This is a genomic window from Paenibacillus sp. S29 (assembly GCF_049319765.1).
GTDB classification, from domain to species: Bacteria; Bacillota; Bacilli; order Paenibacillales; family Paenibacillaceae; genus Paenibacillus; species Paenibacillus polymyxa_B.
Window position 1 is genome coordinate 135,897 of the sequence record NZ_JBMOUI010000005.1, and the last position, 25,161, is coordinate 161,057.

26 protein-coding genes are annotated in these 25,161 nt (G+C 38.5%); 23 read left to right on the forward strand and 3 right to left on the reverse strand.

Translation table 11 applies throughout. The features are described 5' to 3' along the window. Window positions 1–19: 19 nt before the first annotated feature. Window positions 20–670, reverse strand: coding sequence for a hypothetical protein (locus ACL9RM_RS10435; RefSeq protein WP_250266377.1), 651 nt, complete (start codon window positions 668–670; stop codon window positions 20–22). Between the two features lie 213 nt (window positions 671–883). Here ACL9RM_RS10435 and ACL9RM_RS10440 point away from each other — a divergent pair, with 213 nt between their 5' ends. From ACL9RM_RS10440 to ACL9RM_RS10535, 20 genes are all read left to right on the forward strand, one after another. Then, window positions 884–1,873 (forward strand): hypothetical protein, encoded by a 990-nt coding sequence (locus ACL9RM_RS10440; RefSeq protein ID WP_250266376.1) that lies wholly within the window; start codon window positions 884–886, stop codon window positions 1,871–1,873. Between the two features lie 32 nt (window positions 1,874–1,905). Further along, complete coding sequence (locus tag ACL9RM_RS10445; protein ID WP_250266375.1) at window positions 1,906–2,844, forward strand: ADP-ribosylglycohydrolase family protein; 939 nt, start codon at window positions 1,906–1,908, stop codon at window positions 2,842–2,844. Window positions 2,845–3,078: 234 nt separating this feature from the next. Then, window positions 3,079–5,466 (forward strand): polyprenyl synthetase family protein, encoded by a 2,388-nt coding sequence (locus tag ACL9RM_RS10450; protein WP_250266374.1) that lies wholly within the window; start codon window positions 3,079–3,081, stop codon window positions 5,464–5,466. Window positions 5,467–5,694: 228 nt separating this feature from the next. Then, window positions 5,695–6,234, forward strand: a complete 540-nt coding sequence (locus ACL9RM_RS10455; protein WP_250266373.1) for a CueP family metal-binding protein — start codon at window positions 5,695–5,697, stop codon at window positions 6,232–6,234. Window positions 6,235–6,519: 285 nt separating this feature from the next. After that, the gene (locus ACL9RM_RS10460) at window positions 6,520–8,583 is read left to right on the forward strand and encodes a methyl-accepting chemotaxis protein (RefSeq protein ID WP_250266372.1); all 2,064 of its coding nucleotides are present in this window, start codon (window positions 6,520–6,522) and stop codon (window positions 8,581–8,583) included. Between the two features lie 218 nt (window positions 8,584–8,801). Further along, a complete protein-coding gene (locus tag ACL9RM_RS10465) occupies window positions 8,802–8,933 on the forward strand; it encodes a hypothetical protein (RefSeq protein ID WP_323873113.1) in 132 nt (43 codons plus the stop codon). 98 nt (window positions 8,934–9,031) lie between these two features. Next, window positions 9,032–9,733 (forward strand): tyrosine-type recombinase/integrase, encoded by a 702-nt coding sequence (locus tag ACL9RM_RS10470; RefSeq protein WP_250266371.1) that lies wholly within the window; start codon window positions 9,032–9,034, stop codon window positions 9,731–9,733. A 148-nt stretch (window positions 9,734–9,881) separates the two neighbouring features. Further along, a complete protein-coding gene (locus tag ACL9RM_RS10475) occupies window positions 9,882–11,084 on the forward strand; it encodes a protein kinase family protein (RefSeq protein WP_250266370.1) in 1,203 nt (400 codons plus the stop codon). 154 nt (window positions 11,085–11,238) lie between these two features. Continuing rightward, entirely contained in the window at window positions 11,239–11,736 is a 498-nt protein-coding gene (locus ACL9RM_RS10480) for a hypothetical protein (protein WP_061829663.1), read from the forward strand. A gap of 160 nt (window positions 11,737–11,896) precedes the next feature. Then, the gene (locus tag ACL9RM_RS10485; RefSeq protein ID WP_250266369.1) at window positions 11,897–12,919 is read left to right on the forward strand and encodes a GTP pyrophosphokinase; all 1,023 of its coding nucleotides are present in this window, start codon (window positions 11,897–11,899) and stop codon (window positions 12,917–12,919) included. Between the two features lie 166 nt (window positions 12,920–13,085). Further along, window positions 13,086–13,427, forward strand: a complete 342-nt coding sequence (locus ACL9RM_RS10490; protein WP_250266368.1) for a hypothetical protein — start codon at window positions 13,086–13,088, stop codon at window positions 13,425–13,427. Between the two features lie 5 nt (window positions 13,428–13,432). After that, the gene (locus ACL9RM_RS10495) at window positions 13,433–14,431 is read left to right on the forward strand and encodes a Shedu anti-phage system protein SduA domain-containing protein (RefSeq protein WP_250266367.1); all 999 of its coding nucleotides are present in this window, start codon (window positions 13,433–13,435) and stop codon (window positions 14,429–14,431) included. A 100-nt stretch (window positions 14,432–14,531) separates the two neighbouring features. Continuing rightward, on the forward strand, window positions 14,532–15,626 hold the full coding sequence (locus tag ACL9RM_RS10500) for a GTP pyrophosphokinase (protein ID WP_250266366.1): 1,095 nt from the start codon (window positions 14,532–14,534) through the stop codon (window positions 15,624–15,626). A gap of 599 nt (window positions 15,627–16,225) precedes the next feature. Then, entirely contained in the window at window positions 16,226–16,591 is a 366-nt protein-coding gene (locus ACL9RM_RS10505) for a hypothetical protein (protein WP_250266365.1), read from the forward strand. 531 nt (window positions 16,592–17,122) lie between these two features. Further along, entirely contained in the window at window positions 17,123–17,818 is a 696-nt protein-coding gene (locus tag ACL9RM_RS10510; protein ID WP_422759366.1) for a hypothetical protein, read from the forward strand. Window positions 17,819–18,013: 195 nt separating this feature from the next. Continuing rightward, window positions 18,014–18,823 carry a hypothetical protein gene (locus ACL9RM_RS10515; RefSeq protein ID WP_250266363.1) on the forward strand — a complete coding sequence of 270 codons (810 nt, stop codon included), beginning with the start codon at window positions 18,014–18,016 and terminating at the stop codon, window positions 18,821–18,823. Window positions 18,824–18,970: 147 nt separating this feature from the next. Further along, complete coding sequence (locus tag ACL9RM_RS10520) at window positions 18,971–19,609, forward strand: hypothetical protein (protein ID WP_250266362.1); 639 nt, start codon at window positions 18,971–18,973, stop codon at window positions 19,607–19,609. A 197-nt stretch (window positions 19,610–19,806) separates the two neighbouring features. After that, window positions 19,807–20,178 (forward strand): DUF5071 domain-containing protein, encoded by a 372-nt coding sequence (locus ACL9RM_RS10525; RefSeq protein WP_422759368.1) that lies wholly within the window; start codon window positions 19,807–19,809, stop codon window positions 20,176–20,178. A gap of 172 nt (window positions 20,179–20,350) precedes the next feature. Continuing rightward, complete coding sequence (locus ACL9RM_RS10530; protein WP_250266361.1) at window positions 20,351–20,839, forward strand: hypothetical protein; 489 nt, start codon at window positions 20,351–20,353, stop codon at window positions 20,837–20,839. A gap of 312 nt (window positions 20,840–21,151) precedes the next feature. Further along, complete coding sequence (locus ACL9RM_RS10535; protein ID WP_250266360.1) at window positions 21,152–21,898, forward strand: class I SAM-dependent methyltransferase; 747 nt, start codon at window positions 21,152–21,154, stop codon at window positions 21,896–21,898. Between the two features lie 217 nt (window positions 21,899–22,115). Here the strand turns inward: ACL9RM_RS10535 and ACL9RM_RS10540 are convergent, their stop codons facing one another. Further along, on the reverse strand, window positions 22,116–22,403 hold the full coding sequence (locus ACL9RM_RS10540) for a DUF6809 family protein (protein WP_023989605.1): 288 nt from the start codon (window positions 22,401–22,403) through the stop codon (window positions 22,116–22,118). 153 nt (window positions 22,404–22,556) lie between these two features. On the opposite strand from ACL9RM_RS10540, the gene ACL9RM_RS10545 reads away from it, so the two are divergent. Further along, window positions 22,557–22,781, forward strand: coding sequence for a helix-turn-helix domain-containing protein (locus ACL9RM_RS10545; RefSeq protein ID WP_250266359.1), 225 nt, complete (start codon window positions 22,557–22,559; stop codon window positions 22,779–22,781). A 105-nt stretch (window positions 22,782–22,886) separates the two neighbouring features. Further along, entirely contained in the window at window positions 22,887–23,342 is a 456-nt protein-coding gene (locus ACL9RM_RS10550; protein WP_250266358.1) for an NUDIX hydrolase, read from the forward strand. 242 nt (window positions 23,343–23,584) lie between these two features. On the opposite strand, the gene ACL9RM_RS10555 is transcribed toward ACL9RM_RS10550, so the two are convergent. Next, entirely contained in the window at window positions 23,585–24,334 is a 750-nt protein-coding gene (locus ACL9RM_RS10555) for an SDR family oxidoreductase (RefSeq protein WP_250266357.1), read from the reverse strand. A 238-nt stretch (window positions 24,335–24,572) separates the two neighbouring features. Between ACL9RM_RS10555 and ACL9RM_RS10560 the strand changes: the two genes are divergently transcribed. Continuing rightward, window positions 24,573–25,142: a TetR/AcrR family transcriptional regulator gene (locus ACL9RM_RS10560; protein WP_250266356.1), complete on the forward strand. Its 570-nt coding sequence runs from the start codon at window positions 24,573–24,575 to the stop codon at window positions 25,140–25,142. The last annotated feature ends 19 nt before the right edge of the window (window positions 25,143–25,161 follow it).

Below are 25,161 nucleotides of genomic sequence, written 5' to 3' on the forward strand. Positions count from 1 at the left end.
CTCTTCAAAAAAAGGATTTCTAACAAAGGGATAGGTATTCCATTAAATACGTGGTTTGATTTTCGCTCAACAGCGGATGCAGCAATGGTTTTACGTGCTCGATATATTCTGTTTTGGTTTCGTATGTTTCTTCATCTTTCACTTCTCCCTTAAAGGTACAGGCACCTTCAATCAGGATGGAAAGAGCCGTAAAGAAGTTAGCCAAAGAGTCAGCCACCTGCTGCGGTGCACCGCCTTCGAATGCAGCATATACAGGGGAAGCGGGTGCGCTAGTATCGACAATGATTGGATCGTCATTAAAAGTGGCAATCACGACATGATGGGGCGGCCACGAAGAAGATTCTTGGACAAGCTCACCAGATGTAATCCAGCGATAGCCTAGCTGTTGGCGATACAGATGTTCTGGTGCGGCAAAAAAGAGAACCGCGGCATCCCCGATTTCAACTGCTGCATTTTTTAATTTGTGTGTTCCCGCTGCCTTAGCATCGATCATTTCATAATGGCTATACAGATACTCAAGTTCGGGGGATACAGGAATCTGGCTGTCCCAGCAATCTGAAATTTTCTCCATCCGGGGCTGGATGTCGTGGTTTTGGAACAGCCCGTAGGCTTCATTATACAAGTTTTGTTGTTGTACAAAACGGGACAAAGCTTCACTTAGTTGTTTCATGGATTTCCATTCCTTTCTAAATTATAGGCTATGACCTCCGACAATAACGTTTCATTTCTAGCATAAAGATATCATAATACAGACATGGAGAACATATGTTTCTGTAATTGTGCCACCTTGCCAGTCTAACCAGATTAATTTTACAATATAGGAGTTCGAACATGTTTTGTGCTTAGTTTAATATGCTCAGGCTTACTTGTAAGGAGGATAAGCATGTCATTTTCTAAAATATACGATTACAAATTAAGAGCTTATTTTAATGAGCGTATTTCTGATTTAAGTCATGAATATCTATTTTATTCTTATCCCGATCAAGAGCAAAATTTAAGAATATTAACCCTGAATATAAACGAGCAGGATTATGTTTCTCTAGTGCGATGGCATGATCTGTTTGACAGGTCGCAATTTACAAAAATGGATCATGTCATTCGAAGCGAACTGGATGCTGAACGCCTGATTCGATTGCTTTCGCTCATTTTTAATGTGTTTGATATACATAAAGATGTTGCTTATAGGAGAAAAAACTTATTTTGTTTTTATTATCAATATCAAGTTTCACATCTAGCAGATAGAGGCAATGAATTCACGTTTGCTCAGGACAGACTATTTTTCCTTCAACATCTTTTATTTGAACTGGGTTTAGGTGACGACATTTATGATCGTTTAACGATTGAAAATAATAGGATTATGTACAGAATGGAAGACGCACAACATTATGATCTGCACATTCTTATTAACATTTTGCATGAGCATATTCACAAAAGTAAGATGGATATGGATACACAAGCAGCGCTGGAAAAAATAAAATTTTTACAAGGCCAATGGGTTAACTTCATGCTGGGTAGTCATGATGTATATGATTTTCCATTCGATGATTTCAACAAGCCGTTTGTAGAAGCAACGATGTTTATACAAGCCTATAACTCTAATAAAAATAGGGTATTAGAGGTGCTGATCGACTGTATCAATGAGCATCAATCTCCAACAGAGCAGTTCATCTCCAACTTGATCTTGATGAATTACTCCTATTTTGTTCTCAAAAGTAATCCTAGCGAAATTACATATCTTAAGTTGTTTTGCAAGAAAAAACCGGGAGTTTTTATGAAAGTATTGACTGCATTGCTTGATATCAGATTTTTCGTTGATAAATCCAGCTTCACAAATGCGGGTATAAACCTGGCGAGATGGGAAAATATGCGTTAGTTATTACATTTGAAAAGGGGCGTAAAATCAAAATGGCACTTATCAAGGATCGTTTTTTGGGATGTCTGGTTGGGCTGGCTGTGGGCGATGCTTTGGGAACCACTGTGGAATTCAGCAGTCCAGGTACATTTGAACCTGTAACGGATATCGTGGGCGGCGGTGTATTTGGGTTAAAGCCGGGCCAGTGGACAGACGATACGTCGATGGCGCTCTGCTTGGCCGAGAGTATGGTACGTAAAGATGGCTTTGATCCGGCAGATCAAATGCGCCGATACACTAATTGGTACCACTTGGGATATATGAGTAGTACGGGAACGTGCTTTGATATCGGTGGTGCAACGAGAGCAGCACTGCATCGCTTCGAAGCTACCGGAGATCCGTACAGCGGGTCCGTTGACCCCATGACTGCCGGCAATGGCTCTATTATGAGGCTTGCACCTGTGGCTATGACCTATGTGAACCGTCCGAAAGAGGCGGTGAAGTACGCTGAGATGAGCTCGCGAACCACTCATGGAGCAGTCGAAAGTGTGGAGGCTTGTGCTGTGCTTGCTTCAATCCTTGTGGCAGGTCTGCGAGGAGCGGACAAAGAATCCATGTTATCGGCGGAGTTCTGTTATAAGTGGCGGCAGGACGAGCCCGCTTATTCGGCAGCCATTGAAGAAATAATTCGGGGATCTTACCGGCATAAGGAGCCACCCGAAATACAAGGAACCGGGTATGTCATTCGTTCCCTTGAGGCTGCGTTGTGGGCATTTCACCATTCGACTTCATTTGAAGAGGGCGCACTGCTGGCAGTGAATCTGGGGGATGATGCCGATACGACCGGGGCGGTGTACGGGCAAATTGCAGGAGCTTATTACGGAATAAGTGGTATCCCGAGTCGTTGGCGCGAGAAGCTGGCGATGAAGGAGACGATAAATGAACTGACTGAGGCTTTATGGCAGAAGGTTGAGAAGGACCAAACACTCTAAGGGGAACATCTATAAAGATCAAGCTGGGCTGCTTTTCTTATGGAGCAGAGCCAGCTTTTTTGTTCACTATATTTCATGACGATTCACCTCTTGAGATTACTTCTTATATCGCCTCGACCCCATTAAATTTCGTAACCTCACAGATTATTTTCCGTATAAAGATAAAAACATGATCCGAATTCGTTCCCTCAGGGAGAAATGCAACCATGTTTAACAAAATGAGAAGTAGAGGTAATGCATCATATGAATGAAAAATTACAAGCCAATACAGGATATCAGCTGGCTGAGCGGAAGGCGATTCAGTATTTTGCATTACTGTATGATCAGGTCATAGACAAATCTTATGTGACTACCCTGACAGAAGATATTCAAAAGTGGAAAAAAAATCATCTTCAACATTCCTCATGGTTATCCTTTTTTTCGCGGAGAAAAAGAAAACCTGATACTCGGGACTATAATAGATACATTCAATGGCTAAATTATACAGGCAAATTGGATGATTATCTGGACCGAAGTGTCTCCTATATTTATATGAGGGACCTAGGCAAAGCTCTGGATTCTCCTGACACACATACCCGGATTCAGCGTGTGATTGCAGACGTAAAAAAACACTTGATCCAATCCACCCGTGCAAATGGGGGAGACCAACCGGAATTTATGAATTTGGCCGGGGTGTATCGGTGGGCCCAGAGGGAAGGTATAGAGACCGCGATAATTTGGGTGATCAACAAACTTAGGTCCGTATCCTCCCATATTCCCAAGGAGATGGATGCCGAGCAAGCCCAGCGCAAACTGATTAAGATCATTGTCGGGGTTATTCTGCATGTGATGGAAGAAATGGACGATACAGTGTCGCCTGTGGAACGTGCTCGCAGACTTGATGAAGCCATCAGGCTGGGGTACTCCTATGGTCTAACCTATCCTTTCATCGATGATCTTCTCGATTCCCAGGTTCTGAACGTTCAAGAGAAAGAACAATATTCCCGTATGATACGTGCCGCGCTTCTCAGTGGATCTGTGCCTGAGTTGGGCAATTGGACTGGAAATCATATGAAGTTGATTCAATACATACATTCGGAGCTCTCGGATGCATTTGAGTATATTAAGGAACATCAGCGACCGGACACACAGCAAACCTTTTTCGAGCAGGCCTATGTCTTTTTTCATGCTCAAGATATTGACCGTGTTAAGGATCTAACGCGAGCTACTTATACCAATGAAGAGCTTTATATACCCGTTATTTTGAAGTCCTCTTCGTCCCGCTTGATTGTCCGTTCCGTGATTAGTGCTCCTGCGGATGAGGGCTTTGAGCAACGAACATTCTTTTATGGTATCTATAACCAGCTTGCTGATGATTTTGCGGATATGGTTGACGATATGAGAGACGGTGCGGTAACACCTTATACCTACTATTTAAAATATCATCATCAGAGACCGGATTTGATCAATCCTTTTGAATTATACTGGGCGGTTATTTCCTATTTGATCCATAACGTATATGACTCCGATGCCATGGCTCGTGAGGTGATACTGGATCGTGCAATGAATGGACTCAAACGTTATAAAGAACGTGTAGGTATAGAAAAGTATAATGAAATGATGGAGATCTTTGCATCCGGAAATCCAGAATTTAATAATCTCATTCAGAAGATGGTACAAAAAGCGGATGATGTAGATTTCTTAGATAAGCTGCTTCGGGACCAAATGATTACCCATCTGAAAAACGATGCGAGGGAAAAGGAAGACTTTTTTAATACGGTCAAAATGGTCCGTGAGCAGATTAACAACCAATTGAAAATTACCAAGCCTCAAGGGATTCCGGCCATGAAAGAACAGCTTATTGAGGCTGCAAATTACAGTCTTGAAGGGGACGGGAAGCGGATACGGCCTATATTGACTTGGGTCATGGGCGTGAACGAATATGGATTAGATTCATCGTCAATCGTACCGCTTCTGAGATCACTGGAGTATATGCATACCGCATCCCTGATCTTTGATGATCTGCCTTCCCAGGATAATGCGTCTACCCGTAGAGGGCGTCAAACCTTGCATCAGGTGCACAATAGCGCTACCGCGGAATTAACCGGTCTGTATCTGATCCAGAAGGCGATTGGGGAACAATCGTCACTTGACCAGTTCAATGCTGAAACGGTGCTTGCCTTGATACAATACTCGGCCCAGAAAGCAGAAGATATGTGTATGGGGCAGGCGATGGATCTGGATTCCAAAGGAAAGGCACTGACCTTGGAGCAGCTGAATATGGTGTGCTTTTACAAAACCGGAGTGGCGTTTGAGGCTTGTCTGGTTATGCCAGCCATGCTTGCACAGGTCAAGGAGCCGGAAATTGCTGCTTTGAAGAAATTTGCCTATCATATGGGGATTGCTTTTCAGATTAAAGATGATTTGCTTGATGTGGAAGGAGATATGCTCTTACTTGGAAAACCTGTTGGTCAGGATTCGGATAACAACAATTCGAATTTCGTGTCCATCCTCGGTCTAGAAGATGCCAGTAAAGAGATGTGGGAACACTATTGTCTCGCTCTGGAAGCATTGGAAGAGATCCCACGCAATATTGCTTTTCTGAAGCACTTAATACATTATGTCGTGAACCGGGACCGTTAAAAAATGAGTGTGCCCCATTGCTCCACAAGAGTAATGGGGTGTTTTTACGTTGAGACAGAAGAGCTGCTCATGTTCCTTCGTTCATCGGTAATCCTCTAATGTGATATAAATATGTCTGAGCACACAACACAGATATGTGAATATCTGGTGACTTCAGCACCCCATTTTGCCCATTATGGTGCATTCTCCCTTATAATAATACAAAACAGACGAGGAGATGAACTCCAGATGAAAAAAGGAATCTTGGTCGCTTCAGGGTTGGTTGTTGCCGCATTGGGGACGTACCTAATTGCAGGGAATATTCAGAGAGAAGGGACGGACAACCTGGGGAAGACAAATATCAAGCAGTTGGTGCATGATATCAGTGCAGGCAAGGCAACAGCCCAGTCCGCTTCCATTAATTCCAGTCAGTTGATTGTCACAGGGGACGATACTCAGACCGTGAATTATGATTTGCCTGACAACGAGTTTTTTGTTTCGATTGCGCCATATGTGGAACAGACCCACCCTTGTGCAACTCATAGTCTAACGGGCTGCCAAGGCGAAATAAAAAACGGAGCGTTCAATGTGACCGTTCACGACTCCGAAGGGAATGTCATCATGGAGAACGCCGCCATGAAATCACAATCCAATGGTTTTATTGATCTATGGCTACCGAGGGATAAAACATACCGCATTAGCGTGAATCATGAAGGTAAAACGGCTGAAACTGAATTCTCTACATATGAGAAAAACGATACGTGTATCACAACGATGCAGTTGGGTTAACGACGGAGGATGAGGGGGGAGCTTACGGATCGCTGAAACGCTCTAAATCCGCAAAACTCTGCGTTCCCATATATAGCTTTTAGTAAAGAGCCTACGTCTGACGGAGGCTCTTTGTGCTGCCCTAATCTTTTGCTGAAGTTACCGAACAGGTTGGGAGGGAATCTATGAGGAATCAGATAGCGAAACTTTAAATTGTGTATACTAAAAAACCTATTAAAACAGCTGCAAACTTCCGACATATTATCTAAGAGCTTTTCGCTCAATATTCCTCGGGGAGATGGCAGCATGTCACAAAATATTAAGAAGCGCGTATTCAGATCATCCAGCATCGCGAACACATTAGCCATGGTCTTGTTAGTCATTATCGTTGTCGTCTTTGCAACCTTGGGGACGTTCATGTTTGCAAGCACGCAAAGCATACTTGTCAAGCAGCAAGAGGCCATGCTCCAGACCAAGACGCAGGCCGTTGTCACTCAATTCGATGCGTTGTTTAAGGAAAAGGGATCACTTGTCAAACAAATGTCAACGAACAATCTTTTTAAGCAATATTTAGAAACCACCCCATCGGCAGAAATGGTGAAAACTTCTCCTTATGCTGCGGAAACAGTAGCGACTCTGGCAGCCATTGTAAAGGCAGAGCCATCTTTTGCCGACGCTTGGATTGCAGGAATATCTGGTAAAGGCTTCTTTCTTCAGAATGATGGTGTTGCTTCTAAACTGGATTTTGATATCCATACACGCCCATACTTCAAGCCAGCTGTTGAAGCAGACGGTTTATACTACTCAGAACCCTATAAGGATGTCAATTCGGGTAATGTGCTCATGGGCATTTTCTATCCGATCAAAGATAGCAGTAATCAATTAATCGGATTTGCTGCTGTCGATATTGCTTTCAAAGACATCCCTGCCGTTATGCAAAGTTATTCGCTTGGAAGCACAGGTTATTCGATTCTTGCATCCAAAACAGGTGATATTTTGTATCACCCCGATCAAAATAAAGTGCTGAAAGAAAAGATTAACGAAAGCACAGGTGATCTTGGGGAGATCGGAAAGAAAATGATTGCCGGCGAGTCTGGAGTACAGCTAATTAATGATAATGGGGAACGTCGTTATATCGGGTATGCAACCAGTAAAGATACGGGGTGGTCTGTAGGCTTAACCATTTCTGAAGATGAGGTGCTCTCAGAATTAAAAGCGTTTACCTGGATTACCATTGGCGGTTTTGCGGCAGCCACCATTCTGCTCGTTGTGATTTGTTATATAACGCTCCGTTATCTGTTGAGATCAATCCCGAAATTGCTTGCAAAAATCAAGCTGATTGAAAATGGAGATTTGACCGTTCAGTTTGATACGCAATCCAACAATGAAATCGGGCAAATTTCTCAAGGGATTTACAATATGGTTCAAAAAATTCAAGGCATGCTCCAAATGGTGGGTGGCTCAGCTCAAGTCTTGAATCAGTCTTCAAATGATTTGCAATCCATTTCTTCCAGAACCGCGATCACGATGAACGATACGGCGACAGCGATTAATGAGATTGCCAATGCAACGAACTACCAATCCATCGAAACGGATAACATTTTACAAAAAACCGGAGCATTATCCGGCCAAATTGACGAAATTGCCAATGATGCCAAAGCCATCGAAACGATGGTGCAGATCTCCGCTGAGCAAAGCGGACAGGGGCTTGCTGTAGTAGATCAGTTATCCAGATGGGCAGAAGAAAATCACAATTCCACACAAGCGATGTCGTCTATTATTCAGGATATTGATCTGAGCCGTCATGAGATTTCCAGCATCGTCGATACGGTCAACCAAATTGCAACGCAGACCAACCTGCTGGCGCTCAATGCTTCCATTGAAGCTGCACGTGCAGGAGAACAGGGCAAAGGGTTTGCTGTTGTTGCCGGGGAGGTTCGCAAGCTGGCTGAGCAGACGGCACTGGCGACACAGGAAATCTATAAGAAGGTACGTGTGATTGAAGAAAAAACCAGCGTATCGGTTGAGCATACAGTTCATGGTCTGAAAATTGCAGAAGAAAATGCCAGATCGGTGGAGGACACGAAGCAAGTATTCTTTAGCATTAATAAGGATTTGGAAGATTTGAAATTGCGAATGATCCAGATCAGCACCAACACCTCCAAAGTCCACAAGCACAAAGATGAGATTTTGCAGGCGCTGGAGATCATTTCTTCCACCACGGAGGAAAACTCAGCTTCAACCGAAGAGGTCAGCGCCAGCACGCAGGAACAATTGGAGAGCTTCGAACAAGTTGCTGAACTATCCAAACAATTAAACCAATTGTCCAATAAGCTTCAAGACGAATTAAAACAGTTTAAGGTCGAGTAACATGGTAGGTGGCGGCGATGCTATGGTATGATGTGACGGAAGAACTGGACAAGTAAAGGCAAGACACTTTATGATGATGAAAATTGGACTTAATGGATCAATAATTTACTCTGAAAGAATCAGGGACTTAAGATGAATATCCATCTTAAGTCCCTTTTTTTGTGTAAAATTAGATTTCCAATTTTTTGAACGGCTGATATACTAAGGAGGCAAGTGAGATGAAGATAAACCTACTTTATCGGGATGAAAAAACGATCGGCGGGACGTGCAGGCTAATGCGGTTCCTTCTTCTTCGGAACGAGGTGAATGGAACCCGGATCAGCGGCAAGAAATGCGCGATGCATTGGTAGCAAGGGGGTACAGCAGCAAGACGATAAAAGCATACATATCGCAAACGGAACGCTTTTTTTGCCGGATTGCAAGGGACCGAAGCAAGTAAAATGATGCGGTGGTGCAAAAATATGCGCTGGTGCTGCTCGAAAAAGGTCTTTCGCACGCTTATGTTAACCAAGCGATCAGCGCGCTGAAATTTTACTTTCGCCATGTGCTAAAGCAGCCCAAATCCGCCGCCTATGTTCGTCCGAAAAAGGAGAGTAAACTGCCAGATGTGCTGTCCCTGAATGAGGTTATGCGTCTGTTGAAAGCAGTGAAAAATCTAAAGCATAAGGCTATTCTGTACCTGACGTATACATCCGGGCTGCGGGTAAGCGAAGTGGTGAGGTTGCGTCTTGAAGACTGCGACCGTGAACGGAAAGTACTGAAAGTTCGTCAGGGAAAGGGCAGGAAGGATCGGCAAACGCTGCTATCCGAAGCGGCTTTTGCGGTGGTCGAGCAGTATATAGGGGTGGAGCATCCAGCAGACTGGCTGTTTCCAGGGCAGAGGGAAGGCCGCCACCTGACGGAACGTTCAGCGCAGAAAGTGTTTGAAAAAGCGCTGGCTGAAGCGGGCATTCGCAAACAGGTGAGTATCCATTCGCTAAGGCATTCCTTTGCGACCCACTTGCTGGAGAATGGGATTGATCTTCGCTATATTCAGGAACTGCTAGGGCATCAGAGTGTGCGAACGACGGAGCGGTATACACATGTGAGCAGACGGGACATTGGGCGGATTCAAAGTCCGTTGGATCGGATGAGCGGGCTGGAGGATTGAAACGCAGAAAGTGCGGGAATCAGGAACAAAGTGCAGGATTCACGAAGTTCGTGAATATGACGAAGAGAACATTTTTTCTGAAGTTCGTAAATAAGACGTTATAGGAAATCAGCTTACAAGGAATTTAAATATCTAATGAGGTGGGTACATGCAGAATATAGATGGATTCTTGAACTTAAAGATCAATCAACTTTCAGCCTATAAAAATGAAAAAATCGTGCTATTTTATGAGTTTTATAAAAGTATACCTAACGAGAAATTAAAAGAAATATTTTCTATACTGCATAGTAGTTTGAATGATTTGTTCTCATTCATGAATAGTAAAAATAGACCAGGATCAGGAGGGCATTACAATGCTCATGAAAGTAGATCATTAATTGAAATAATTGATAATGTAAGAGTTTTTCAAGCTTCCCTTAAAGACAACCATAGTTTTGAAATAGATCAAGAATACAAAGATATTATGGATTTTTGTAAAACTTTTTTATCAGATAGTGGAGGTAGCGCAATTCCAGACGAATTAAAGCGAATAAAGATAATCGAAGATAGACCCATATTCGTATTACTTGACACAACAGTGGTAAAAACATTAAAAGCAACAACTACAATAGATTTAAAGCAAATAGGAGAAGGATCGTATGCAAAGGTCTTTAAATATAAAGATCCATTTTATGATTGTGATTTTGTAATTAAAAGAGCTAAACAAAATTTAAGGGAAGACGAATTAATAAGATTTGAAAATGAGTATAACGATTTAAAAGTTTTAGACTCTCCATTTATTATTAAGGCCTACTACTATGACAAAGAGAAAAACGAATACACAATGGAGTACGCAAATAAAACGCTGGAAAAGTATATGAATGAGAACAACAACAAATTAACTTTAGATAAAAGACGGATTTTGATAAATCAATTGCTGAACGCTTTCGAATACATACATTCAAAAGGGTACTTGCATAGGGATATTAGCTACCAAAATATTCTTGTGAAAATTTATGACGATAGTTCCTCAATGATAAAGATATCAGATTTCGGCCTAGTAAAACGACCTGATAGTAAGCTTACCCGACAGGGAACAGAGGTAAAAGGTGCCATTAACGATTATTCTGATCTTGCTGTAGTTGGATTTGAGAACTATGAGGTGCGTCATGAAACATTTGCTCTAATCAAGATCATTTACTTTATTTTAACGGGTAGACAAACAAATTTTCATAAAGAAAAGAATGATATTGTTAAAGAGTTTATTTTAAAAGGAATATCATCTGATAAAAATCAGAGATATTCATCTATAGAACAAATAAGAGGGAAATTAATAGAAGATGTATATCCTGCTATACGATCAATGAAGTGATTTCGAAGAAGCTGCTGACATCCTATAACATAATATTCACGCTGCGGGCATACGCCCTTGGTCCGGCATACGCCGGACACCCGACATACGTCGGGTCGTGAATACAGGAACGTTATGTGAAATCAGCTTAAATAAGAGAGAAAGAGTGAGATAGATGATTCAAAGCAGATATTTATTTGTATCTCGTGCAGGCAAAGTTATAAAGATCGCCCGACCTAAAGATCATAAGCATAAATCTGTTCCTCAATTAGCAGGTGAGGAAGTACTTGAAGTGATCTTATATTACAGGAATAAAGACAGGAAGCCGCATAAACTACTTATGGTGGAATTTGATAGATTCCATTTAGATTCGGACGGAAATTATAAACAGACAGAAGAAGATAGAAAAAGAGCTATTCATAATTTTCTTTCTTTTGGGATGGCTGATTTACATGAAGGAATAGAAGTAGAAGATAAGCCACTACCTATACCTGTTGCGCCGATAATTCCGACGACTGCTGAGAAAAAATCATTATACGATTACATAAATGAGAAACTACCCAGTTTTTCAGATGATGCTCCTTATGTAGTGGAAAGTAAAATTAAAGCTGCTAAAGAGAAATATGAAGAGTTTAAAAGTATGGCAAAGAAATCAAACAAGCTGTCTAAGTAGTTCGAAGAAGAAGCAGACATCACATAACATAATATTCACGCTGCGGACATTCGTCCTTGGCCCGGCATGCGCCGGACACCCAGCATATGCTGGCTCGTGAATACAGGAACGTTATGCGCAATCTGTAGGGATTTAAATCTATTTTGAAGGGAATAAAGTTATGGAAAACAAGGAAAGTCTTAAACAAGAATTTTTAAAGGTGAGTCCCTTATATCAGAGGTTATCAATTAATATCACTGAGTCATTGAAATTTTTATTGAACGAAAATAACATTCCTTATCTAGATGTGTATTCAAGGGTCAAAGAATTCGATTCTTTTTTCGACAAGATTGATAGAAAGCAGTACAAAAAACCTTTTGATCAGATAGAAGATATATGTGGCTTACGTATCGTCTGTTATTATCCTTCTGATGTTTTGTTAATTAAAAAGATAATAGCAGATGAATTTGAAATTCTAAATTCAGAAGATAAGCTTGATTCTTTAGGGACGGATAAATTCGGCTATAGGTCTTATCATTTTGTTGTTAAATTGAAAAACGAATGGTTAAATGTTCCTAATTATAGAGGTTTAGAAAATTACAAAGCAGAAATTCAAGTGAGAACAATATTGATGCATGCTTGGGCAGATATCTCTCACAAATTATCGTATAAAAAGCAAGAACATGTCCCAGAATTATTTCTTAGAAACCTTTTTCAATTGAGTGCTTTATTCGAAATTGCAGATGATAGATTTGAAATGCTTCGAGCAGAGCGTGAGAATTATCGCAATAACATGATCCATGAGGGGAATTTTAATTTTGATCAAGAACTCAATTTAGATAGTCTCCAAGCCTTTTTAGATTTTTATTTTCCGGATCGAGTTAAAAGAACCGAAGATACTATTAGTTTATTGGATGAATTAATAGAACATAATATTTCTCTTAAGGATTTAAATGAATCTTATACAAGAGTAAAAGACGAAATTAGAGAATTTGAAGTAGAATTCTTCTTCAATGAAAACAGGATGAGAGAATTGGATGAAGATGAACATAAATGGTACCAGACGGGGGTTACTAGACACATTTTGGAGCTTACTAATGATCAGTACTGGGAGTCTAGAAGTGAATATTATCAGGGAATATCTGATAGTTCAGAAGAATTAACAAAAATGCAAAGAGCTAAAGTGAACCGAAATAATTTTTAGTTCTAATTGATACTTTGGACAGCGCATAACAATATATTCACGCTGCGGGCATATGCCCTGGGTCACGGCTGGAGCCGAACACCTCGGCATTCGCCGAGGTCGTGAATACAGAAACGTTATATGTAATTCCAAACGAAATTAAAGTTAAAAAGGGAGTTGAATATCTATGGACAAACTCAATAAGTTGATCCAAACAGTAGAAACTAGAAAACCAATTACTTTCACTTACAACAAACCTGGAAAAATTCAAGGTACAAGAATTGGAAATGTGCATGCAGTTTTTATTTTTATAGCTAAGAGTGGATTGAAAAGCACAAAAGTTCATATTGTGCAAACAGCGGGCGTATCAGATTCTGATTGTGAAAATCCTTTCCCTGATTTCAGAATGTTCGATATAGGAACTATCGATAATATAGAAATTCTTGAAAGTGAGCCACAGTTTGAAATATTTAAAGAGAAATATAATTCTGAATGGCACGGCTATGCAAACACTATAGCAAAGGTGTGAGAATAATGAGTGTTCCTTACCACCTAGAAATCTATTCAACAGATCGATTTAAATTAATGATGAATTATTCAGGTATAGTGAATGATATTGCCGATGCAAATCTTTGTTTGAATATATTTGCAATTGATGCTCAAGGAATGCCTATATTCACAGAGCGACTCTATTTGGATCATATAAGAAAAGTTTTTAAACATTTAAATTCTGTCTCAATCATCAGAGAAGATGCTTCTGTTTCCTCTAAGTTTGTTGAAACTACAGATGAGATCAATGTGCTATTGGAAAGTTTAAAAGAAAGTGATTTACAAGTCATACTAACTTTACTGGGTAAATTTAAATCAGAAAATAAGATAATTGGTTTACTAGAGTCATTGAGTGATCTTGAAATAGAAAATTTGCATGGTGCTTATCATCATAAATTGATTGTAAGCGAAATTTCTAATTTAAAAAAACTTTTACTTTTCGAAGAGAATGGAAACGTAGTTGATGAAGTGTATGCAGATGAAAGTTTAATTAAATATCAAGCCAGACAACCAGAAAAAGTTTTTCAGAATTGGATCGAACAAAATTTATGGATCTTTGGAGTGGATTACATAAAAAAACATGATGCAAGAAAAATTGCATTATTTAGCGAAGGCGATTTATTGATGGAATCTGTTGATGGTTATCTTGATCTAATTGAATTAAAACGGCCATCACACGATTTATTAAAATATGATGCAAGCCATAAATGTTATTATCCTCATCCAGATTTATCAATCGTTATAGGTCAAAGTCTCTTTTATTTGCAAAAGTTAGAAGAATATAAGCTGAACTTGGAAAAGGAGTATTCTATCAAAGTAATAATGCCTCGCATCAGAATAATTGTTGGGTGCAATAAGAGCTTTAATGATGACCAAAGAGATTGTTTGAGAGTTTTAAATTCTAAACTGAATTCAATCCAAATAATCACTTACGATGATTTAGTTTCTTACGGCGTGTTGTTATTGAAACAATATGAATATTAAGTTTTAAAACCGTTTGGAACTACATATAACATAATATTCACGCTGCGGACATTCGTCCTTGATCCGGCAGGAGCCGAACACCCCAGCATTAGCTGGGGTCGTGAATACAGGAACGTTATCAGAAATTTTATTATGGAGGTATGCAATGAAGCAATTAATAAAAGATCAATTTTTGAATAAGTATCATCTGGATGAGAAGATGCTTATTGAGAACAATATTGATTGGGGAAAACTGAATGATATTTACAATCATTTCATTGAAATTAGAAACAACTTAATAACGCAAGCTGAATTTGTTGCAAGCACATTAAGAACAAATGAAAAAATTCATACTGTTCGGTCGAGAGTGAAAGATCCAGAACACTTGATGGAAAAACTCATCAGAAAGACTTCTCAAAGAAAAGAAAAGCATGGTGAAGATTTTCAATTCACTGTAGATAATTACTTAGATGAAATAACTGACTTGATAGGAGTAAGAGCAATACACATTTTCAAAGAAGATTGGGAAGAGATTCACCAATTCATTAAAAATACATGGAATGTAATTGAAACCACAGCAAACGTAAGGGATGGAGATGATGTAAAAAGATTCAATGAGCTTGATGTTAAAATTGACTCTCGACATACTGGATATCGTTCAGTACATTACTTAATAGAATTTTTTCCGACAAACAAGCGCGTAGTTGCAGAAATACAGGTTAGAACCATATTTGAAGAGGGATACGGTGAAATAGATCATCAATTAAGATATCCTCATGGACAAGTTCCAGAGGTACTTGCTCTAAACTTGTTACTTTTCAACCGCATTGCTGGAAGTGCAGATGAAATGGCTTCATTTATTAATATGTTAAAAAGAAGTTGGACAGATATGGAGGAGAAATATGAAAGTATAATTAACGATAAAAATAATGAAATTGAAGAATTAAAGAATAAAATTGAGAACAGTAATCTGGAGAAGAGTGATAAAAGCTCCTTGTTATCCAGTGTTGCTAAGATTAATACGAAAAATGAATTTTTAAATAAAATAAACAAAATTTACTTAAATAATTCATACAATGATACCTTTGAAAAGTATAGCAAAATTAAATTTGAAGATAATGTAAGCACTTTGACCCAACTAATGAACTCTGATTATTTTAAAACTACGTCCAAGTTTTTGAATATAAATTCAGATAGCAAGAGTTCAGATGGTTGAGAGGAAAAATAAAACTTCTGATAACAAATTATTCACGCTGCGGACATTCGTCCTGGGTCTGGCATTCGCCAGACACCCAGCATACGCTGGGTCGTGAATACGGGAACGTTATCGGAATAGACTTGCAATAGGGTTAAAAACCTTGAATAAATCAGGCAAAAGGATTGAAAGATCAAAAAACAGATGAAAAAAGAGATCGAACAATATGGAAGGACGAAAACGATTTTTAGAAATCAAAGTAAAATATAAAGATCAAGTAACATTGAAAAGATCAAAAGACATTGAAGTTCAAAGGACAGATTGAAGAACGAAGACCAATGAAAGTCAAAGGGCATAAAAATCGAAGAACAATGAGATACCAAAAACACATAAAAACCGATCAAGATGAAGGAATGATTGGGAGAACAAGAGCAGTGTGCAGTAGATTCGAAGAAGACAAGACCGTCCGATAACATAATATTCAAGCAGCGGCTCCGATGGAGCCTTGGTCTGCTGGAGGAATTCGAGAAGGAATTTCAGCAGACAACCCCTTCGGGGTTCATGAATACAGAAACGTTAGCTGAAATTGCTGAAATCAAAAAAAGTTTCTTGAGGTGAACATGGGAGTAAGAAAAAAATACAAACGAAAGATCATACGTGCAAATCGATTATTCTATTGGTATGTTGAACCGGATATTGATGACGAAGGAATAATTAAATTACACATTATAGCTAAGAATAAGAAGTTTTTAGTTACCTATGAAGTGGGACAGCACAGCATTAAAAATAAAACCCCTATAATTGTAATCATTGGAAAAGAATTTGAAGGATGGACTAAAGAATATATAGGATACAGAAGAGTGATAACACTAAATTGGAATGATGAAATAATCACTCCGAACTTGATAGGTGAAATAATTGATTGGTGCCTTTTAAGGGATAAAGAAATAAAAGTCGTTAATTGGAAAGGAGAGTTAATAGAATAAGAGATAATTATAAGTAATATCGAGGAGCCAGCAATATCAGCTAACATTATATTCACGCATTGGGCATACGCTCTCGGTCCGGCAGAATGGATTTCGGGGAAGCAGAAGCAGCTGGACACCCAGCATTCGCTGGGTCGTGAATACAGAAATGTTATTGGAAATCAGCGGAAATCACAAATAAACCTTATAAATCTCCTTCCTAGATATTCAGTTAACAGAAAGTTGATGAATAGAATAACATTTTATTTATACTTAAAAAATCATATCTAAGTCAAACGGAAGGACTGTTTACGATAAATAGTAAAGGGATCTCGTTAGTTCAAAACTATGCTTACATGTTTAAACAGGATCAACTTAAGACACTAAAGGAACAGTACAAGGATAAAGATAATTTTCACATTTATATGGTTGGTAAAAGACCTCTTATTGATGTTTGATACATCCTCTTATGAAACTTCAGGGTCGATTTTTAAAGGAAATATCCGTATTGCTCATGAGGGTACATTTAAGAACGTCAGTATTCAAATACCTATGGATGAAATGATCGTTAAGGTGAGCTTTGAGATGAATGATCAATATATTATAATTGAAACCCTTACACAACCAGCTTTTAAAGCTCATGCTGCGTTATTATTGCAAACATTTCTTGCTCAATCTGAAATGGACTCTTCCATCATGGATCTTCAAGTATTATATATTGGTCGCGCTTTTGGTTCTAAGGAAACACCAACTCGCAATGTTTTTGATCGACTACAACAGCATGAAACCGTACAAAAAATTTATAGTGAAAGAAGTTGGGACACTGATGTTTGGTTGACAGCTTGGAAATTTAGTCCCAATTCAATTGCGTTCTTCGATCCCAATGAATCCAATGATGACCTAAGAAGTTACATCCATGACCTAGTTGAATCAAAAAAGAATAATACTAGTTTTTTACGAATATCCGACAAACAAAATATTGCTGTTGCAGAAGCTGCTCTAATTAACTACTTTAAGCCCATCTATAACGATAAATTTAAAAATAACTTTCCTTCATCAGATCATGAATACAAAGAGTGTTATGAACTAGGTCTCGATTATGTGATGGTTGAATTAGATACAAGTGGTTTGGGTTTTAGGCTTTGGAGTGAAGAGGCTGAAGTTAATAATGAACATATAATTAAATATACGTTTGATTCGAAACAAGACTTTGAAAATATGTTTTCTTATATAGATCAGCCTAAATAAGTCCGTTATTTTAAAGTAAAATAGTGATTTGAAAATTACTTAAGTAATTCAAAGAAGTCACTGACATCCAATAACATAATATTCACGCTGCGGACATTTGTCCTTGGTCCGGCATTCGCCGGACACCCAGCATGCGCTGGGTCGTGAATACAGGAACGTTAGGCGAAAGTATTCAAAAGGTTAAGGTGATATGAAATGGAACTAGTAATAAATTCGATTAACAACGAAAAATTATCTATTTTAAAATTTGAGAGTCTCTCAACTACAGAAAAGGAAATTGTAAAAAGAAATTTAGTGTGCTTAGAGTGTAGGGTTCAAGCCTTTTATAGAAGAAAAACTAAGGATGGTAAACAAGCTTGCTTTTTTGCTAAACATGTAAGTGGTTGTAAGCAGGGAATGAGCAATCCTAGAAATGTCGATAATGCAATTAAAGAAGAAGTTAACAAAGTAAATGTCACATATAACGAGTTAATCCTGAGCTTAGACCAAAGCAATGATCCGTATGAGAAAAGAAATGAAGGTTTGATTTCAGTTGAAGCTGGGCAAAAAAAGAATTCTCGATCATATACAATTGATCCTTCAAAAAATAAGTCCTGTAAAATTACATTGAAAAAACTATTAAAGTATGCGATTCATAATCTTTTAGATGATATTGATATCCCAATAATTTTTGAAGGTAAAACATACAAAGATCCTTTTGATTTAATTATAGATTTTAAAAGTGCAGATCATTCACTCAAAGGAGAAAAAAGAATATTTTGGGGCGAAGTTAATTCAATCTCATCGAACAAACAATTTTTAAACTGTGGCGCATGGGATGGAAAAGGATATGAATTTTCTGTTTTATTAAGCGAGAGCATCTCTAATAGTTCCAAATTGAAAAAGATACTCTGGAATAAAGGCGTTTATTGTATTTTTATAGCAACATTATACTTTAATAAAAATGATAAGCCTTATATTCGGTTGAATGATATTAACTTAATGGCTTTAGAAACTAAACAATAATTCAAGAACGAATACCATCGCCTAACATAATATTCACGCTGCGGACTTTCGTCCTAGGTCCGGCATTCGCCGGACACCCAGCATGCGCTGGGTCGTGAATACGGGAACGTTAGCTGAAATAACTGGGAGAACAAGGAGTGATATTGAGTGACAGATAAGGAAATCTTTAATGAAGTAATTCAAGAAGGAGGGATGATAAATCCATACTTTGGACAAATATTAGAAAATGGAATTGATTTTGTGCCTTACATAGGAAAATTAGTTCAGACAGTTAAAATTAATCGGCTAATTCGCAGATTCAAAGAGCATGACAAAAAAATTAATTTTATATCGGACCTTGCAGCAGATTCTGTATTATCATCCGAATATATCAGTCAAAGGATTTTCCCAATTATCTTTTCGGATTTGTTTGAAGAACATGAAGATGCAAAAATAAATTTAATACTTAATGGCTTTGAAAATATTTTTATTGAACAGAATGGTAATGAATCGGTAATAATTAACTTTTATGATATGTTAAGGAGTTTAAGATACCTGGATCTGAAAAGATTATTTTATTTAGCCGGATTGACTGAAGAAACTATTACTTTTGTCCAAGGAAGTGACGTACATGGTTTGATACGAAATATAGATAGAAGATTAGAGAACAATGGATTACTAAATATAAAGAAAACATTGAAAGACATTGGTGGCAGTGATTCAGATAAAGATAGAAAAGATGTTGAAATTTCATTGTACGGAAAGAAATTCTTGAAATTTATTCTTGAAGGGGATGGGCTACAGTAATTTCAATGAAGTCAGTTAATTCAGCTAACATAATATTCAAGCAAAGGCTCCTAACGGAGCCTTGGTCTGCTGGAAGGATTTCAAGGAGGCATTTCGGCAGACAACCCCTCCGGGGTTCGTGAATACAGGAACGTTATCAGAAATACTCGCAACTGGAATAAAGAAAGGAGGTCAATATTATAAACACAAATCAATTAATACCACAGCATAAACACGATTTAGAAAGAGTAGAGTTACTAAAGAAACAACCCATAGAGAAATTAAAACCAATCTTACCAGAAATACTGGAATGGCTACAAGATGGAAACTGGCCGATTGCTGAACCGATAGAAAATGTATTGTTGAATTTCGAAGAAGAATTGATACCCTACATTAGGGAAATATTCAGTACGAATGATGGATGTTGGAAATACTTTTTATTGCATGGATTAATAAGAAAATTGCCCGATTATACATTGAAAGAGTTGAAAGCTGATCTAAATAGAATGCTTAATACGCCCACAGAAGATGAAAAACAAGAAGAATTAGATGACATACTAATAGAATTACTTGAGAGAGTTGGTAGATAACTCGAGAAGACAAGTACATCTGATAACATAATATTCAAGCAGTGGCTCCTGACGGAGCCTTGGCCTGCGAGATGGATTTCGGAGAGGCATTTCAGCAGACAACCCCTTCGGGGCTCATGAATACAGAAACGTTATCTGCAATTTCTCAAATACGTTTAGGGAGGGAGAAGTAATGAAAAATCATGATGATGAAAAATCTGCCTTAGAAGAAGCTGCCGTTAGCATCTTTGTAGATTTATATAATTTAAATCGCGAAGATCACTTAGAAGTAATAGAGAGACGTGAGCGTCCAGATTATATCTTAAAGAGCATAAAAGATGGATTAGTAGGTCTAGAAGTAACTCACCTATTCTACGATGCCGCCGAAGCTAAAATGTTATTTGGAAGATCGGCTGAGGAAATGCATGGATTAGAAAATTCAGCAAGCTATATGCAGGTTCTTAATGAACTACTGAAACAGAAGGGAAAAAAGATAGAGAAGTATGATGCTGCATATCCAATAGCGCTTTTAATTAGGAACGCTTCTCCTATATTCGGAATGAGTGATTTTCTTAGAAATAAAAATGCAATATACAAGCCAGAAAAATACACTCATATTTGGTTTGTTTCAAAAGACGGAAATGATAATGAATGGTCGTTAAAAGACTTGCTTACTGTTTAGTCAAAGAAGAGAGAAACAGCAGATAACATAATATTCATGCATCGGACATTCGTCCTCGGTCCGGCAGTCGCCGGACATCCAGCATGCGCTGGGTCATGAATACAAGAACGTTATCTGAAATCAGCTAAAATCATAGACACTTAAGTAATGAGGTGAACTCCTTTGGATGGACACCAGATAATGTTACAACTAATTTTATTCTTTCATTTATTGCTGCTTACTTTATTTCAGATAAATTAACTAAACCTAATAAATGACTAATAGGTAAACACCTGAGCAGCGAACAAAATTTATATTAGAGGAGGTCACAGGATGAACAAGCATAGTGTTTATGAAACAAACAGCTTCTATTGGGATACAAAAGGAAATGACTTTTTAGGAGCAATCGTACTTCCTTTTTATGGAGCATTTGTCTCAGAAGAAAAATGCCAACTTTTTGGCGATGTCTCAGGAAAAAAGATGTTAGAGATAGGCTGTGGAAATGGTCAATCCTTGCAATATCAGGGGGATCGAAAAGCATCTGAACTATGGGGGATGGATATATCAGAAAAACAAATTGAGAAGGCAAAACAACATTTGACGGCGTGTGGTCTTTCGGCAAAATTGATCTGTTCTCCCATGGAAGAAGAATGTGACATACCTGTAGATTATTTTGACTTTGTTTATTCGATTTACACCATAGGCTGGACAACCGACCTAGAAGGCACTTTTTGTCGAATTGCTTCTTATTTAAAAAAAGACTGCGTTTTTATTTTCAGTTGGTCTCATCCTATACACAAATGTGTTGTTGAAGAAAATAATAAATTTGCTTTTAACAAGTGTTATTTCGATGAATCTTGGTATTCGGTATCTCCTGATTTTTGTCAAGGCGCGCTAACCTTATCTGACCGTAAACTATCAACCTATATAAATGCGTTGGCGAAAGCAGGGTTTGTTATTGAACAAATGATTGAAGAAACCGAGAATGAAATCATACAATTGCACGATAAAAATAATGATTTCGTAAAAAGAGCGAAGATGTTTCCTGTAACCTTTGTTATCAAAGCAAGAAAACTTTAAAATTACTGAAGAAGCCCAAAATAAGTGAGTTAGTGGCTCTAAGGAGGACTGACATCAGATAACATTATATTCACGCATCGGACATACACCCTCGGTCCGGCAGGAGGATTTCGGGGAAGCGGGGACAGCCGGACACACCCAGCATTCGCTGGGCGTCGTGAATACGGGAACGTTAAACGACAGAATCAAACAACAGAAAAGAGGATCATATGATCCTCTAGATGTTAGAATTTTTCAATTCACTAAAGAGTTGTAGAGCGTCTTTGAAACCTTGTATGTAGATGCTTCTTTCTAAGATGGATTGGAGAGATATTTGAGCATCTTCGTACAGAAAAACCGTATGTTGAAGTTGATCGGGTAACGCTTCACGAAGTGTTCTAAAGTATCGATCTGTCTCCGAAGAAAGCTGATTGTACTCCGTATGATACTCCAGAAGCTCAGCAAAGAGTAATTCTAAACGTATTCTTATAAGTGGCTCTGTCAATGATTCTAATGTATTAATCATATATTCTTCCTCCTTTAATTAACTTCATAGAGTTATTATATAACCTTATAGAGTTAATTACAAGGTGAATATTTGACTTTGTAGAGTTAAATCTTTGCTTTTCGTTGATGATTATTGATATGGGAGATAAGATAGAATTATGGAGGGGAAAAGATGACCGTAATCAAGTGCAATATAAGGGAACTCATGGCAGAACATCGAATAGATGATATAACAGAACTGATGGTGAAATCGGGATTGAGTCGGAATTCAATCAATAAGCTATATAGGGAAACAAATATAGAAACAACAAAGCTGGAAACTTTATTCAAGCTTTGCGATACATTTAACTGTAAATTATCTGATTTGATTGAATATCTACCTGGAGACCATCAATAGTGAGGGCAGACTCAAAAAGTGAATCCGTCGTATAACGTTAAATTCAAGCAGTGGCTCCTAACGGAGCCTTGGTCTGTTGGAGGATCTCAAAGGGGCGTGAAGATATTGAATTATATAAGAGAATTAAGAGAGTTAGTAGGTACCCGACCTATAATTATGGCAGGAGCATGTGTGATTCTCATAGATGATGAGGGACGATTATTATTGCAACAGAGAACTGACAATGGTCTACGGGGATTACCAGGAGGTTCAATGGAGCCTGGTGAGAATATGAAGGAGGTTGCAAGCCGGGAACTTTTTGAAGAGGTAGGCTTAGAAGCTGAAGAGTTAGAATTACTTGATATATTTTCAGGCCCGGAACTTTACTATCGATATCCTCATGGAGATGAAGTATATAACGTAGTTGCAGCTTATATATGTAAAGAATACAGTGGAATAATTAAAGGTGATGAAGCTGAAGTACAAGATATACGATTTTTTGATTTAAACAAGATACCTAATCAAATAAGTCCTCCCGACCTACCGATAATAACAAGATTTTTAAATAAAGTAAGATCATAAAAACATTTTTTTAGTAAATCGAGGATGTCCCTGACATCACCTAACAAAGGGCTGTTTGAACTTCGGGAATTCCCTACATTATGTGAAATCAACGAAATTATTTAAGAGGTAAACATGGGTGTGACCGCTTGGCGCTTTTTCTTACTTCACGAGCAAGTTATAATAAAATGAACATGAAGTAGACGGAGCTGAGTGTCTACTTCATGTTCGCTTAAATTTTTAAAAACTGAATTACAGGTGGATCAATGAATCTTTGGAGGTTCAGAATTCATCGTATCGTTAAGCTGGGTCACAAAAACACCTTCGTTCGGGCCAGGGTTATTTCGAAACATTTTCGCTTCTTCCACCAGAACTTCGTCTGTATCCGTGCCAAGTATCTTTATTGTTGCATCAATGAATGAAGTAAGTGGCATCGCCCGTGGTTCATCGTTGTTGCTTTGAACCCATGGGGGCACAATTTCTATTACTTTTACCGATGTGTCTTTAAGCATGTACCTTTGAGACAGCGTATAGGTATGAAGTGCTGCCTTCGTCGCGGAGTATACAGCAGTTGTCGCTAACGGTACAAATCCAAGTATTGAAGTCGTGTTGATGACAACCGCTTCCTCTTTGGATTTCAAATGCTCGATGAATGCAGAAGTCAACCGAATGGGACCTAGCAAGTTTGTAGTGACAGTCGAAATCAAAACATCCTCATCGATCACGCCCGCCGCGTCATCGGGCTGTATGATGCCGGCGTTGTTAATCAAGACATTCACATCCGGGTATTCTTCGATTAGCTGCTTGGCGGTCGCCTCTATGCTGGCAGGATCTTGTACATTCAATTCCACTGCGGACATGCCGGGATTCGCTTTGATCGTCTCCTCCAGACGCTCTTTACGTCGACCGGAGATAATAACCTTGTTTCCAAGATTGTGGAGAGCTTCTGCTAACGCACGTCCAATTCCCGAACCGCCGCCTGTAATAAAAATCGTGTTTCCTGTAAGTTTCAATTTTTAAACCCTCCTAATTCAATGTAAATTAAATCATTTCAAAGATTGTAAAATAATAGATTTCATGATTACAGCTCCTCTAAAATTGAACATATGTTGAATCATCAACATAAATTTTATAAAGTGAATGTATAGAGCGGTATATGGGGTTCAATGGTTAAAACAAGCGTGGTTGTTGATTTTTCAACAGAGGACTTCGAAATGTTCATTTTTTCGGATGGTACAAAGGGGGAAGGATATGGACAGGCGTATTCAAAAATCGAGGCAAGCCATTATTGATGCTTTTATGAGGCTGATGTCAGAAAAGGAATTCGAGAGAATTACGATCAATCAAATTGCGGAGGAAGCGAATGTTAATCGTGGAACGGTTTATTTGCATTTCGCTGACAAGTACGATCTGCGCGATCAATGCATGGAAGTTCAAATTAACGAGTTACTACGCAATTGTATGTCTGAAGATAATTTCTTTCATGTCCCTTCCAAAACCGCACTACTGCGCACGTTTGAATATTTGGAGCAGCATGCTTCATTCTACTCTAGAATGCTAACGAACAAGGGAAGTACGGTTTTTCGGAACCAAATGGAGACCATGTTTCGGCAAAGTCTGAGCGAGCATCTGGATTCCATCAACCTCGATCAGGAAATGAACAGGGACATTACGGTGCAATTTTTAATTTCAGCAGCGGTGGGGGTAGTGGAATGGTGGATTACCCGTTCGATGCCATATCCGGCATCGGTCATGGTTGAACAATTTTGGAATTTGCTGAACTGTGGTGTCGAGGGACATGAACGAACATCGTCCATATGAGCCTCTAATTTAGAGGCTT